This window comes from Streptomyces sp. CC0208 (assembly GCF_003443735.1).
In the GTDB taxonomy this organism is placed as follows: domain Bacteria; phylum Actinomycetota; class Actinomycetes; order Streptomycetales; family Streptomycetaceae; genus Streptomyces; species Streptomyces sviceus.
On sequence record NZ_CP031969.1, the window covers coordinates 2,609,405 to 2,623,277 of the forward strand.

The following is a 13,873-nucleotide window of genomic DNA, read 5'->3' on the forward strand; positions in this document are numbered from 1 at the left end:
TGACCGCCACATGCGTTCACTTCTTGAAGCAAGAGGGTCAGCGCAGCCGCTGACTGATGACCTTCGACACCCCGTCGCCCTGCATGGAGACGCCGTACAGCGCGTCGGCGACCTCCATCGTCCGCTTCTGGTGCGTGATCACGATGAGCTGCGAGGCCTCCTGCAGCTCCTGCATGATGCGGATCAGCCGCTGGAGGTTGGTGTCGTCGAGGGCGGCCTCGACCTCGTCCATGACGTAGAACGGGCTGGGCCGTGCCTTGAAGATCGACACCAGCAACGCTACGGCCGTGAGGGAACGCTCGCCACCGGAGAGCAGGCTGAGCCGCTTGACCTTCTTGCCCGGCGGCCGCGCCTCGACGTCCACGCCGGTGGTGAGCATGTTGTCAGGGTCGGTCAGGATCAGCCGCCCCTCGCCGCCCGGGAAGAGCCGGCTGAAGACGCCCTCGAACTCCCGGGCCGTGTCCCGGTATGCCTCGGTGAACACCTGCTCGACACGCTCGTCGACCTCCTTCACCACCTGAAGCAGGTCGGCGCGGGTCTTCTTCAGGTCCTCCAGCTGCTCACTGAGGAACTTGTGCCGCTCCTCCAGCGCCGCGAACTCCTCCAGCGCGAGCGGATTGACCTTGCCGAGCTGCTGGTACGCCCGCTCGGCCGCCCTGAGCCGCTTCTCCTGCTCGGCCCGGTGGAACTGCTTCGGCTGGTTGCGCGGATGCTCCGGGTCCTCCGGCAGTTCCTCGCCCTCGGCGGGCGGAGAGGGCGGTACGAGCTGGTGGGGGCCGTACTCCTCGACCAGGCCCGCCGGCTCGACACCCAGCTCCTCCAGCGCCTTGGTCTCCAGCTGCTCGATCCGCATCCGCTTCTCGGCCCCGAGGACTTCGCCCCGGTGGACGAAGTCGGTCAGCTTGTCGAGCTCGGCCTTGAGGTCCCGGCCGGTGTTGCGGGCAGCGGTCAGCTCCCGCTCCCTGAACGCCTTCGCCGCGTCGGCGGCGGTCCGCTCCGCGTCCGCGCGCGCGAGGGACACCTCGACATGCGCGAGCAGCTGCCGCGCACCGGAAGCGACAGCCCCGGCCACGGCGGCCTCGTGCCGCAGCCGGGCCCGCCGCTGTTCGGCACGCGCGCGTGCGTCCCGCTCCGCGCGGGCGGCACGGTCGAGGGAGTCGGCGCGGCCGGCGAGTCCCTTGACCCGCTCCTCGTGCGTACGGACCTGGAGCCGGGCCTCCATCTCGGTCTGGCGGGCGTTGGCCCCGTCGGCGGCGAGCCGGTCCCGTACGGAGGTGTCGGGCTCCTCCTCGACCGGCATCTCCTCGGCCACGGCGAGGCGTTCGGCGAGTTCCTCGGCCTCTTCGAGTGCCTTCTCCAGCGCGTCCTGCGCGCGCGTGGCTGCCGCGGTGGACCGCTCGGCCTCGCCGGCGGCGCCCTTCGCCTGGCCGGCGAGGCGGCCGAGTTGCTGGGCCACGGAGGACTTCTCACGGTCGGCAGCCCTGCGGCGCTCTCCGAGCTCCTCGACCTGGGCGGCGCATGTCCTGCGGTGCTCGACCGCGGTGTGCTGGGCCTCGGTGAGTTCCTCGCAGCGGACGGCCAGCTCTTCCAGTTCCGCTGCGGCCTCGTCCACCGATGCCTGCACTTCGAGGAGGCTCGGGGCGCCCGCGGAGCCGCCGCGGGCGAAGTGGGCGCCGAGGAGGTCACCCTCGGCGGTGACGGCGGTGAGGTGGGGGTTGGCGTAGACGAGGTCTTCGGCGTCTTCGAGGGTGTTGACAACGACGATGCCGTGGAGGAGACGTCTTACGGACGGCATGAGATCGGAGGGTGCGCGGACGAGGTCTGCCGCGTGCTGATGGGTGGCGTCCGCGGGTCCGTCGTGGCTGGTCGCGCCCCGCGGCGGAGCCGCAGATTGATTCAGCCCCGCGCCCCCAGGTCGGTCCGATTCCCCGGCGACGAGCAGTGAAGCTCTGCCTCCGTCCTGTTTCCGCAGCAGGCGGATCGCTTCCGCCGCCGCCGACGGGGACGTCACCGCGAGGGCGTCCGCCGCCGCTCCGAACGCCGCCGCCACGGCCACCTCGTGGCCCGGGGTCACCGTCAACAGCTCCGCCGCCGGGCCCAGCAGGCCGGTGAGGCGGTCCTTCGCACCGAGCAGGGCGCCGCTGCCGTCCTTCCTCCGCAGCCCCATCGCCAGCGCTTCGTGCCGGGCCTGGGTCGCCGCCCGCCTGCGTTCCGCCGCCGTGGTCGCCTCGCGGGCGGCGGTCAGTGCGGCCTCCGCCTCCGCGAGCTGCCGCTTGGCCGCCTCGTGCTGTTCCGCCAGCTCCGCGTCGCCCGCGTCGAGGCCGTCGACCTCGGCCTTCAGGGCCTCGTACTCCTCCTGCGCGGCGAACGCCCGCTCCTGGGCCTCGTCCCGGGCGGCGGCGAGGCGGTCGATCTCGGCCTGGGCGGAGGCGGCGCGGGAACGGGCCGCGTTGACCTGGCCGCTGAGACGGGCGAGGCCCTCGCGACGGTCGGCGATGGCCCGGGCCACGTCCTTGAGACGCCGTTCCTCCTGGGTGAGCGCGCGCTCCAGATCGGCGCGGTGCGCGACCGTGTCCTCCAGAGCGCGCTCGGCCGCCTCCAGGGCAGCCTCCAGCTCGGCCTCCTGCTCGCGGATCCGCGCGGCCTCGCGTTCCATGTCCTCGGGGTCCCGGCCCCGGCGTTCCTCGGGCGGCGCCGAGGTCGCGCTCTTCACCCGGGCGTCGGCCAGCGAGATCGTGCCGCGCACCCGCTCGGCGAGCTGGGAGAGCTCGTACCAGGTCTGCTGGGCGCGCTGCAGGCGGGGCGTGAGCTGCCGTACCTCGTCCTCCAGAAGCGCCTCGCGCTGGAGGGCCTTCTTCAGCTCCTGCTCGGCGGCCTCCTTGCGCTCCTTCAGCGCGGCCTCGTCCGCGACCTCGGCCTGGAGCGCCTGGCGCAGTCGTACGAGATCGTCGGCGAGCAGCCGGAGGCGGGCGTCACGCAGGTCGGCCTGGATGACGGCGGCCCGGCGGGCGACCGCGGCCTGTCTGCCGAGCGGCTTGAGCTGGCGCCGGAGTTCGTCGGTGAGGTCCTGCACGCGCGCGAGGTTGGCCTGCATCGCGTCCAGCTTGCGGAGCGCCTTCTCCTTGCGCTTGCGGTGCTTGAGGACGCCGGCGGCCTCCTCGATGAAGGCGCGGCGGCCCGTCGGGTCCGCGTGCAGGACGGAGTCGAGCTGGCCCTGGCCGACGATCACGTGCATCTCGCGGCCGATGCCGGAGTCGGACAGGAGTTCCTGGATGTCCAGGAGGCGGCAGGTGTCGCCGTTGATCTGGTACTCGCTGCCGCCGTTGCGGAACATGATCCGCGTGATGGTGACCTCGGCGTACTCGATGGGCAGGGCACCGTCGGAGTTGTCGATGGTCAGGGACACCTCGGCGCGGCCGAGCGGCGGGCGCCCGGTGGTGCCGGCGAAGATGACGTCCTCCATCTTGCCGCCGCGTAGCGACTTGGCGCCCTGTTCGCCCATGACCCAGCTGAGGGCGTCCACGACGTTGGACTTGCCCGAGCCGTTGGGCCCGACGACGCACGTGATCCCCGGCTCGAACCGGAGCGTGGTCGCCGAGGCGAACGACTTGAACCCTCGGAGGGTCAGGGCCTTGAGGTGCACGCCGCTGGACTCTACCTTCCGGGGGTGTCTCACTCCATGAACGCGCTGTCCCCCGCGGTTTCACCGTTGAACGTGCAGGGCACACCAAACGTTAAGAGAGTGAAAGGGTGCGGGGGCAAGAAAGAAGGGACGCCGAAGCGTCCCTTGAATACTCTGACAACTGAGCGGTTGATACGGATCAGCGGTTGATACGGGCCGCCCGACCACTGCGTGAGCTGTCGTGGAGCGATGCAGCGATCAGGTGAGCGCAGGCTCCGCCTGGTGTGCGTCGATGCTCTCCATGATCCTGTCGTGAGAAGCGGCAGCCGCGAGCTCGTCGTTCTCAGCCTGGATCCGTACGAGCTCGGATTCCAGGTCCTGGACGCGCTGCTGGAGCCGTCGCATCTCGGCGAGGAGTCGAGGGTCCGAGCCGCCGACGTAACCGAGAAGCGCCTTTGCCATGATGGATGGTCCTCCACAATGAGTGACCGACCGATGCGGTGTGGGTCGTGAGGGATTCGCACCCGTGGTGCTTGACACTTTTGAGTTCGTGCTGTCGTTCTTCCATGCCAAACAGCTAAGGTGCGCGGGGTGCTTTCAGCGTCTCACCAAAAAGTTTGACGGTCAACACGATCACGCCCCGTATTGGCGGCAACCCGTGCCGGTGCGGCCTGAGAACGGCGGCGCAGCGGCTCCCTCGGGACCCGGGGGCGTGACGATCATTCTTAGCTGCGGAGCCTGCCATGGCACGGGGCTTCTTGGCAACCACCAGCGCCTTTCTCCTCCGGGCAGGTGCTCGTGGCATGTCCCACCGCTTCCACCGGGGCCGCTTCGCAGAAACGGCTCATCGGATGGCGAAGCCGTCGTAACCCCCGCGGGGTGTGTCCCAGATCTCGGTGACCCCGTCGACACGGCCGGGCGTGTCGTCGCCCAGGAGCCAGTCCAGGAGTCCCTGACAGCCCTTGCGCGGTCCCTCCGCGACCACTTGCACGCGTCCGTCGTCCAGATTGAGAGCAAAACCACTCAGGCCGCCGATCTCCAGCGCCTTGGCCCGCGTGAACCAGCGGAAACCCACACCTTGGACGCGTCCACGCACCCAGGCGACCAGTCGCACTTCCTCGCTCATGGGTGCAACCTAACCGGCCAATGTCTCTCCCGACACTCCTCCATCTGGCGCAATGCGGTACTGTCCGCTGCCAATGAATCTCATACGAAACTCACTTGATCGTGTGGGTTTTGTGACTTTGGTTGACCGGGGGGACGCGTCGACCTCAAGAACAGACGAGGAAGGCAAGGACATGGGACGCCACCGACGCTCCGCCGCCGGCCGCGCCGCCACGGGCCGCGCCACGGGGTTCACACAGACACACAGCTCCTACGGAAGCGAATTCGACCCGCAGGACTCGTACAACTTCGCCTCGGTGGCCAGCTCGACCTATCCGAGCCACGAGGACGCCGACCCCTACGCGCGCAGTGACGCCTACCTGTTCGCGTCGGAGGAGGAGTACGCGCTGTACCGGGGCGAGGGCTACACGCCCGCCGACGGTCCGCGCCGGGGCGGCTCGCACCGCCGCCGCAAGAGGAACCTCGTGACACCGGTCAAGACCGGTCTGCTCGGCGTCTCGGCCGCCGTCGCGATCGGCACGGTGGCGGTCGCCACGGGCGTCGTGCCCGGCCTGGACAACTACAAGATCGGCGGTGGCAGCACCACCGGCGGTGACGTGCAGGCGGCGGGCTCGCCCACCAACTCCCCCGCCGAGCAGGGCGGCACCTCCGGCAGCGCCGGCAGCTCGGACAGTCGCGAGGACGGCTCGTCGACGAGCCGGGACGCCGACCGCGCCTCCTCGCCCGCGCCGGCCCCCTCGACCTCGACGGCCGCCCCGACCGAGAAGCCGGCGGAGAAGCAGCCGACGGCCACGCCGAGCAAGAAGCCGAAGACCACGCCCTCGCAGAAGGAGCGGGAGCCGGCGAAGAAGGAGACCACCGCGCCGGTGGAGGTCTCCACGGAGGCCGCCGCCGAAGCCGAGGTGCTCAGGCTCGTCAACGTCGAGCGGGCGAAGGTCGGCTGCAGCCCCGTCGCCGCCAACAGCGCGCTGACCGAGCTCGCCGAGACCTTCAGCAAGGCCATGGCCGACCAGGGCTTCTTCGACCACACCGACCCGAGCGGCGCCACCCCGTGGGACCGCGCCGCGAAGGCCGGGATCACCAGCCTCGGCGGCGAGAACATCGCCCGGGGCCAGGCCGACGCGGCCTCGGTCATGGAAGCCTGGATGAACAGTCCCGGCCACAAGGCCAACATCCTGAACTGCGACTTCAAGACCCTGGGCGTGGGCGTGCAGTTCGGTGCGGGCGGCCCCTGGTGGACCCAGGACTTCGGCTACTAGAGGCCGGCGATGACGACGCGTCGCACTAACTTTTCGTTAGTGCGACCTGTCGGTTAGTGCTGTCGTCCAGTACGCTCGGGATATGGACACCACGCAGCAGCCCCCGGAGGCCCGGGACCTCCCGTACGACGTGTTCGCCAAGGCCTGCCCCTCGCGCGGCACGCTGGAGCATGTGACGGGCCGCTGGGGCGCCCTCACCCTCGGCGCCCTGTACGAGGGCTCGCTGCGCTTCAACGAGCTGCGCCGCCGGGTCGACGGCGTGAGCGAGAAGATGCTCTCCCAGACGCTCCAGGGGCTGGAGCGCGACGGCCTGGTGCACCGCGAGGCCCAGCCCACCAACCCGCCCCGGGTCGACTACGAGCTGACCCCGCTGGGCCACGAGGTCGCCGAGCGGCTGCTGGGCCTCATCCGCTTCGTCGAGGGCCGCATGGACGACGTCCTGGCCGCCCGCGAGCGCTACGACGTGACGCGCGGCGCCCGCTGACACCTCGGGCAGAAGTAGCTGGACCGGTTCATCCAGGGCCGTCGGCGCATCGGCGTACCGCACCGCTTGCACGGCAGTCCTTCACGGCCGTACGCGTCGAGGGACCGGTCGAAGTACCCGGACTCGCCGTTGACGTTGACGTACAGGCTGTCGAAGCTGGTGCCGCCGACCGCGAGGGCCGCGTTCATCACGTCCCGGACGTGGCCCAGGAGTTCGGCCGTGCGCGGGCGCGTGAAGCCGGCGGTGGGGCGCTCGTAGTGGATGCGCGAGCGCCAAAGGGCCTCGTCCGCGTAGATGTTGCCGACTCCGCTGATCAACGACTGGTCCAGCAGGGCCCGTTTGATGGTGCTGCGCTTGCGGCGCAGGGCCTGGTGGAAGGCCTCGTCGTCGAAGAGCGGGTCGAGGGGGTCGCGCGCGATGTGCGCGATGACGTCGGGCAGTCCGTCGGGGGTGTTGTCGTGCAACGACAGCCCGCCGAAGGTGCGTTGGTCGACGAAGCGGAGTTCGGTGTCGACCTCGTCGGCGAACCGCACCCGGATCCTGAGGTGCTTCTCGTCGGGCGCGGCATGCGGCTGGACCAGCAGCTGGCCGCTCATCCCGAGATGGGCCAGGACCGACTGGTCCGTGTCCTCCAGGGGCAGCCAGAGGTACTTCCCGCGGCGGCTCGGGGTGCCGACACGGTGGCCCTCGAGGCGGTGCGCGAAGTCCTCGGCACCGGCGAGGTGACGGCGGACCGCGCGCGGGTGCAGCACCTCGGCCTCGGCGACCGTGCGGTGGGCGACCCACCGCTCAAGGCCACGCCGTACGACCTCGACCTCGGGCAACTCGGGCATGGGGCTCCCCCGTCACGGACCGGTGTATGAGCCGAGCGCCCGCCCCGGTGTTCAGGGACAGGCGCTCGGCTGCGCTGTTCTTCCAGACGCGCTGGGTGCTTCCAGGCGTCAGGCGGAGACGGAAGACGGACCTTCGTCGTCGTCCTCGACGGCTTCGACGACTTCGGCGGCTTCGACAGCCGCTTCGGCCGCCGCCTTGGCACGCTCGTCCGCGGCGGCCCGGATGGACCTCCAGGCGGATTCCGCGGCCTGCTGCTCCGCCTCCTTCTTGCTGCGGCCGGTGCCGGTGCCGTACGAGACGCCTCCGACGCGGGCGGCAGCAGTGAAGGTCTTCTCGTGATCGGGGCCGGTCTCCGTGACCAGGTACTCGGGCACGCCGAGTCCTTCGGTCGCGGTGAGCTCCTGGAGACTGGTCTTCCAGTCCAGGCCGGCACCGAGGTTCGAGGATTTCTCGATCAGGGGGTCGAACAGGCGGTGGACCAGTTCGGAGGCCGCCTTGAGACCCTGGTCGAGATAGACCGCGCCGATCACCGCTTCCAGGGTGTCGGCGAGGATGGATGCCTTGTCCCGGCCGCCTGTGCCCTCTTCACCACGGCCGAGCCGGATGAAGGAACCCAGGTCGAGCCCGCGGCCGACCTCCGCAAGTGCGCGTGAGTTGACCACCGCGGCCCGCAACTTGGCCAGTTGGCCTTCGGGCAGGTCGGGGTGGGTGTTGTACAGCGTGTCCGTGACCACGAGGCCGAGCACGGAGTCCCCGAGGAACTCCAGACGCTCGTTGGTCGGCAGGCCGCCGTTCTCGTACGCGTAGGAGCGGTGGGTCAGCGCACGCACCAGAAGGGCGGACTCGAGCTTGTACCCGAGCCGCCCTTCCAACAGCGTGTGGGACGAGGCCTGGTTGTCGCCCGAGTTCTTCTTCGGCGTGGACACAGTGCCTCTCACCAGCCGCTCAGACCTCGAGGACCTGGCGCTTGTTGTAGGTGCCACAAGCGGGGCACGCGATGTGCTGCAGCTTGGGCTCGTGGCAGCGCTCGCACGCAACCAGGGTGGGGACCGCAGCCTTCCACTGCGACCGGCGGTGGCGCGTGTTGCTGCGCGACATCTTCCGCTTCGGAACAGCCACGGCTACTTCTCCTGCTTCTCGTTGGCGGGCGCCGATCGAGGCGCTTCGCCACTCATCTCGTCCTTCTCGCCGTCTTCGAGTGAACCGGCGAGTCCCTGCAGTGCCGCCCAACGGATGTCGACGGCGTCGTGGTGGTGGTCCGGGTCGTCCGTGAGCCGTTCTCCGCACTCGGAGCACAGGCCCAGACAGTCGTCCTGGCACACCGGCTGCATCGGCAGTGCGAGCACCACCGCATCACGCAGCACGGGTTCGAGGTCGAACAGGCCGTCCTCGATGAAGAGCCTGTCCTCGTCTTCCTCGGCGTCGTCGGCCGGTTCCGCTTTCACGCGGCCACGGTCGTCGGCGTCAGGGTACGAGAACATCTCCTGGAAGTCCGCTTCGAGCGCCAGCTCAAGCGGCTCCAGACACCTTACGCACTCCCCCTCGGCCTGTGCACGGGCGGTGCCTGTGACAAGCACCCCTTCCATGACCGACTCGAGCCGGAGTTCGAGCACGACCGGGGCGCCTTCCGGCACTCCGATCACTCCCTGGATGCCGAGATCCTTGGGAGCGTCGATCTCACGGGTCAGGCGCTGCAGCGCGCCAGGACGCCGCCCCAGCTCGTGTGTGTCGAACACGAGAGGGTTGCGGTGGTCGAGGCGCGCGTTGGGAGCCATTCCTGCTTTCGATCTTCGAGCTCAGAGGGACACTGCCCTTCGGTGTTCCCGGGCAGCGTTGATCGCGGACGTACACGCGACCGAAGAGCCAGGATACTGGACCTTTCGCTCACGGCCCAATCCGGTGGTCTCCTACTGGCCGCGGCCCTGCTCGTACGCCCTCAACTGCTCCGGCGTGATCATGCCGGTGTCGAAGAGACTCGTCTCGTCGAGGGCGTAGCTCTGCTGCGGCTGATGCGTCTGCTGCGGCTGGTGAGCCTGCTGTGTCTGCTGGTCGTACGCGGCCTGCTGCTGGTCGTAGCCCTGGTAGGCATAGGGGTCGGCCTGCTGGTAGCCGTACGGGTCCTGCTGCTGCGCGTACGGATCGGGCTGCTGCTGGTACCCGGCGTAGGCGTCGGTCTGCTGCTGGTAGCCGTACGCCGGCTGCTGGGCGTAGTCCGGCTGCTGGGCCGCCTGCTGGGCCTGGGCGTCCTGCTCCGCCAGGGCGGTGAGGTCGGCCAGGTAGTCGGCGTCGCTGGAGTGCTGGACGGTGGAGGTGTCGTCGGCGAGGGCACCGAGGTCGTCGGATGCGATACGGCCGTGCAGCTTCTGGCGGCCGCGGCCGACGGCCTCCAGGGTCTTGGCGAGGACCGCCTCGAAGGCGCCGAGCTTGGCGTCGACGTAGGAGTCGGCGTCCTTGCGCAGCGTCTCGGGGTCGTGGCTGCGCTCGGGGGCGTCCTCGTCCTCGTAGCCGTGCTCGTCGAGGCCCGGGCCGGTGCCGAGGAGCTTCTCGCGACCGCGGCCGACCGAGCCGAGGGTCTTGGTGAGGACGACCTCGAAGTTGGCGAGCTTGGAGTCGACGTAGTCGTCGGCCTCGGCGCGGACCTCCTCGGCCTCCTGGCGGGCCTCGTTCAGGATCCGGTCGGCCTCGGCCTGGGAGCGGCGGGCGATCTCGGTGTCGGAGATCAGGGAGCCGCGCTCGGCGTGCGCCTGCCCGATGATCCGCTCGGCCTCCTGGCGTGCCTGCTCGACCATCTGCTCACGGTCGCCGATCAGCTCCTGGGCCTGCGCGAGGGAGCCCGGCAGGGCCTGGCGCAGTTCTTCGAGCATCGCGAGCAGGTCGGCGCGGTTGACGATCACCGAGGCCGACATGGGCATCGAACGGGCGCCGGAGACCGCGGCGACGATCTCGTCGAGCTTCTTCTGCACGTCCACCTGTGCTCGCCACTCTCTACAGCTGTGTTGGAGACGGACGGGACGACTGTAGCCCCATCAGCCCTTGTGGAGGCGCTCGTTCAGGGCTTCGAGAACCCTCGGGGGGACCAGGTGGGAGACGTCTCCGCCCCAGGTCGCGACCTCCTTGACGAGCGAGGAGGACAGGAAGCTGTAGGTGGGGTTGGTCGGGACGAAAAGGGTCTCGACACCGCTGAGGCCGTTGTTCATCTGGGCCATCTGGAGCTCGTAGTCGAAGTCGCTGACCGCGCGCAGGCCCTTGACGATGGCCGGGATGTCGCGCTCCTTGCAGTAGTCGACGAGGAGGCCGTGGAAGGCCTCCACGATCACGTTGCCGTACTCGGCGGTGACCTCGCGGATCAGGTCGATCCGTTCGTCGATCTCGAACAGGCCCTTCTTGGACTTGTTGATCATCACCGCGACGTAGACCTCGTCGTACAGTCTGGAGGCGCGGGAGATGATGTCGAGGTGTCCGTTGGTGATCGGGTCGAACGACCCGGGACAGACGGCGCGGCGCACTTGAGATCCCTCGCTCTCCGGTCCGGTCATCGTGCGTCTTCGCACGTAGAGGCGGCGCGACCGTACCAAAACGTTCCCTCGCCGTAGCGACGGGCCTTGACCGCGTCGAAACCGGGCGGCCAGTGGAATTCTCCGCCTCTGGTGCTGCGCTCCACGGTGACGAGGGCGTCCGGTGTGAGCCAGTGTTCCGTGCGGAGTGTGAGCAGGATCTCGCGAAGATCGTGATCCGTGACTCGGTACGGAGGGTCCAGGAAGACGAGGTCGTACGGCTCCGTCGGCGCCCCCGTCCGGATGATCTGTTCGGCCTTGCCCGCGCGGACTTCGGCGCCGGGCAGGCCGATGTTCCTGACGTTCTCGCGGATCGTGCGGGCGGCTCTGGCGTCGGCCTCCACCAGGAGGGTGTGGCTCGCGCCCCGGGAGAGCGCTTCGAGGCCTACGGCTCCTGAGCCGGCGTACAGGTCGAGGACGCGCTCGCCTTGGAGCGGGCCGCCCAGCAGGGACTGCCAGGTGGAGAAGAGACCTTCGCGCGCGCGGTCCGAGGTGGGACGGGTGCCGTTTCCTGGCGGGACGGCCAGGCGCCGTCCGCCGGCTGTGCCCGCGATCACGCGCGTCATCTTCGGTCCTTGTTCGGGGATCGTTACGGGTTCAGTTTCTCAGCCCTTTTCCAGGTACTGCTCCCTCTCCTCGTCCACAAGCGCGTCCAGGGCTGTCCGCAGGCCGGGAAGTTCCGTCAGCTCCGGGTCCGCCTCCACGACCGCCGTCGCCTCTTGCCTCGCCTCCGCGATGATCTCCTCGTCCTCGATCACGGCGAGGACCCGCAGCGAAGTCCGGGCGCCGGACTGGGCCTGGCCCAGGACATCTCCCTCGCGGCGCTGTTCCAGGTCGATGCGGGACAGCTCGAAGCCGTCCAGCGTCGACGCCACCGCGTTCAGGCGCTGGCGGGCCGGGCTCGCCTCGGGCATCTCCGAGACCAGGAGGCACAGCCCGGGCGCCGAGCCCCGGCCCACCCGGCCGCGCAGCTGGTGGAGCTGGGAGACGCCGAAGCGGTCGGCGTCCATGATGACCATCGCCGTGGCGTTGGGGACGTTGACGCCGACCTCGATGACCGTGGTGGCGACCAGGACGTGGGTCTCGCCGGCGGCGAAGCGGCGCATGACCGCGTCCTTGTCGTCGGGGTGCATACGGCCGTGCAGCACCTCGACCCTCAGACCGCTCAGGGGCCCCTTGACGAGCTGGTCGGCGATGTCCAGGACGGCGAGCGGCGGGCGCTTCTCGGCCTCGTCCTCGGCGGACTTCTGCTTGGCGGACTTCTTGGGGTCGTCCTCCTCGTCGCCGATGCGGGGGCAGACGACGTACGCCTGGTGGCCGTTCTCCACCTCCTCGCGGACGCGTTCCCAGGCCCGGGTGAGGAAGTGCGGCTTGTCCGCGGCGGGCACCACATGGCTGGCGATCGGGGAGCGGCCGGCCGGGAGCTGGTCGAGGACGGAGGTCTCCAGGTCGCCGAAGACCGTCATGGCGACCGTGCGCGGGATGGGGGTGGCCGTCATGACGAGGAGGTGGGGCGGCTGCTTTCCCTTGCCGCGCAGGGCGTCCCGCTGCTCGACCCCGAACCGGTGCTGTTCGTCGACCACGACCAGGCCCAGGTCGTGGAACTGCACCTTGTCCTCGATCAGCGCGTGCGTGCCGATCACGATCCCGGCCTCACCGGTGACCAGATCCAGCATCGCCTGCCTGCGCGCGGCCGTCCCCATCGACCCGGTGAGCAGGACGACCTTGGTGCCCTGCTCGGATCCGCCCAGCATCCCGCCCTCGGCGAGCTCGCCCATCATCTCCACGATCGAGCGGTGGTGCTGCTGCGCGAGCACTTCGGTGGGCGCGAGCATGGCGGCCTGTCCGCCCGCGTCCACGACGGCGAGCATGGCGCGCAGGGCCACCAGTGTCTTTCCCGATCCGACCTCGCCCTGCAGCAGCCGGTGCATCGGGTGGTCCGTCGCCAGGTCGTCGAAGATCTCCTTGGAGACCTTCTGCTGGCCGTCGGTGAGGGTGAAGGGCAGGCGGTCGTCGAAGGCCGAGAGCAGGCCGTCGGGAGCGGGTTTCCGCGGGACCGCGGGGAGTTGGGCGTCCGCGCGGCGGCGGCGGGCGAGTGCCACCTGGAGGACGAAGGCCTCGTCCCACTTGAGGCGGGCGTGGGCGTCGGCGATGTCGGCCTTGGTGTGCGGGCGGTGGATCTTGAGAAGGGCCTCGGGGAGGGGAAGCAGGCCGCGGCCCTCGCGCAGCGACTGAGGGAGGGGGTCGATCGCCTCCTGCGCGCTCGGCAGGACCGTCTGGATCGCCTTGCCGATCTTCCAGGACTCCAGTTTGGCGGTCGCGGGGTAGAGGGGGATCAGGGCGCCCGCCCAGGACTCCACCGTCTCCGCTGCCTCGTCGTCGGCGCCGCGCAGCAACTCGTACGCCGGGTGCGCCAGTTGGAGGCGGCGGTTGAAGAGGGAGACCTTGCCGGCGAACAGCGCGCGGGTGCCCGGCAGGAGTTCCTTGTGGGGTTTGTGGACGCCGTTGCCGAAGAAGACCAGTTGGAGGCGGCCGCTGCCGTCCGTGATGGTGACCTCCAGCCGCTGTCCCTTGCCGCGCGGCGCCTTGGCGGAGGCGAAGGTGTGCAGCCGGGCGTCGGCGACCTGGGCGACCACGGTGACGTGCTCGTCCATGGGCAGGTCGGCGAGGTGGGTCAGCTGCCCCCGCTCCTCGTATCTGCGCGGGTAGTGGTGCAGGAGGTCGCCTACGGAGTGCAGGCCGAGATGCTCGGCCATCACCTTCGCGGTGGCGGGGCCGAGCACTGCCTTCAAGGGTTGTTCTAGCGGTTCTTCCAGTGCGGGCACGAGATCCATTGCACACCACACCACTGACATTGCCGTATACGTCCCGGGAAACCCCTGGTCAGACGGCTGGTTGGGGACTTAGGATGGCGCGCTCCGGCCATCCGCGGATCCCCGCCCCATCCGGGACCGCCCTACCCCGCGCCGTGCGAACGTTCCCCCCACCGGCGCTG

Annotated in this window: 13 protein-coding genes; 2 read left to right on the top strand and 11 right to left on the bottom strand. The window is 69.8% G+C overall.

Features of this window, described 5'->3' with window-relative positions; genetic code table 11:
• Positions 1–37: 37 nt before the first annotated feature.
• The 3 genes from smc to D1369_RS11680 form a co-directional block, all read right to left on the bottom strand.
• Positions 38–3,643 carry a chromosome segregation protein SMC gene (gene smc, locus D1369_RS11670; protein WP_007384949.1) on the bottom strand — a complete coding sequence of 1,202 codons (3,606 nt, stop codon included), beginning with the start codon at positions 3,641–3,643 and terminating at the stop codon, positions 38–40.
• Positions 3,644–3,880: 237 nt separating this feature from the next.
• Entirely contained in the window at positions 3,881–4,084 is a 204-nt protein-coding gene (locus D1369_RS11675) for a hypothetical protein (protein WP_007384948.1), read from the bottom strand.
• A gap of 382 nt (positions 4,085–4,466) precedes the next feature.
• Positions 4,467–4,748 carry an acylphosphatase gene (locus tag D1369_RS11680; protein WP_007384947.1) on the bottom strand — a complete coding sequence of 94 codons (282 nt, stop codon included), beginning with the start codon at positions 4,746–4,748 and terminating at the stop codon, positions 4,467–4,469.
• A 172-nt stretch (positions 4,749–4,920) separates the two neighbouring features.
• Here D1369_RS11680 and D1369_RS11685 point away from each other — a divergent pair, with 172 nt between their 5' ends.
• Together D1369_RS11685 and D1369_RS11690 are read left to right on the top strand one after the other, a co-directional pair.
• On the top strand, positions 4,921–6,006 hold the full coding sequence (locus D1369_RS11685; protein ID WP_037901539.1) for a CAP domain-containing protein: 1,086 nt from the start codon (positions 4,921–4,923) through the stop codon (positions 6,004–6,006).
• 82 nt (positions 6,007–6,088) lie between these two features.
• Entirely contained in the window at positions 6,089–6,490 is a 402-nt protein-coding gene (locus D1369_RS11690; protein WP_007384945.1) for a helix-turn-helix domain-containing protein, read from the top strand.
• On the opposite strand, the gene mutM is transcribed toward D1369_RS11690, so the two are convergent.
• The 8 genes from mutM to recG all read right to left on the bottom strand — a co-directional run bounded on the left by mutM (position 6,463) and on the right by recG (position 13,712).
• A complete protein-coding gene (gene mutM, locus D1369_RS11695; protein ID WP_007384944.1) occupies positions 6,463–7,323 on the bottom strand; it encodes a bifunctional DNA-formamidopyrimidine glycosylase/DNA-(apurinic or apyrimidinic site) lyase in 861 nt (286 codons plus the stop codon). The genes D1369_RS11690 and mutM overlap by 28 nt on opposite strands.
• 108 nt (positions 7,324–7,431) lie before the next feature.
• Positions 7,432–8,250, bottom strand: coding sequence for a ribonuclease III (rnc, locus tag D1369_RS11700; RefSeq protein WP_007384943.1), 819 nt, complete (start codon positions 8,248–8,250; stop codon positions 7,432–7,434).
• Positions 8,251–8,269: 19 nt separating this feature from the next.
• Positions 8,270–8,443, bottom strand: a complete 174-nt coding sequence (gene rpmF / locus D1369_RS11705) for a 50S ribosomal protein L32 (RefSeq protein ID WP_006139588.1) — start codon at positions 8,441–8,443, stop codon at positions 8,270–8,272.
• A gap of 2 nt (positions 8,444–8,445) precedes the next feature.
• A complete protein-coding gene (locus D1369_RS11710) occupies positions 8,446–9,099 on the bottom strand; it encodes a DUF177 domain-containing protein (RefSeq protein ID WP_007384942.1) in 654 nt (217 codons plus the stop codon).
• A 132-nt stretch (positions 9,100–9,231) separates the two neighbouring features.
• Positions 9,232–10,293, bottom strand: a complete 1,062-nt coding sequence (locus D1369_RS11715; RefSeq protein WP_007384941.1) for a hypothetical protein — start codon at positions 10,291–10,293, stop codon at positions 9,232–9,234.
• Between the two features lie 57 nt (positions 10,294–10,350).
• Positions 10,351–10,830 (bottom strand): pantetheine-phosphate adenylyltransferase, encoded by a 480-nt coding sequence (gene coaD, locus D1369_RS11720; protein WP_007384940.1) that lies wholly within the window; start codon positions 10,828–10,830, stop codon positions 10,351–10,353.
• A 26-nt stretch (positions 10,831–10,856) separates the two neighbouring features.
• A complete protein-coding gene (gene rsmD / locus D1369_RS11725; RefSeq protein WP_007384939.1) occupies positions 10,857–11,444 on the bottom strand; it encodes a 16S rRNA (guanine(966)-N(2))-methyltransferase RsmD in 588 nt (195 codons plus the stop codon).
• Between the two features lie 39 nt (positions 11,445–11,483).
• Complete coding sequence (gene recG, locus D1369_RS11730) at positions 11,484–13,712, bottom strand: ATP-dependent DNA helicase RecG (protein WP_007384938.1); 2,229 nt, start codon at positions 13,710–13,712, stop codon at positions 11,484–11,486.
• Positions 13,713–13,873: the final 161 nt, after the last annotated feature.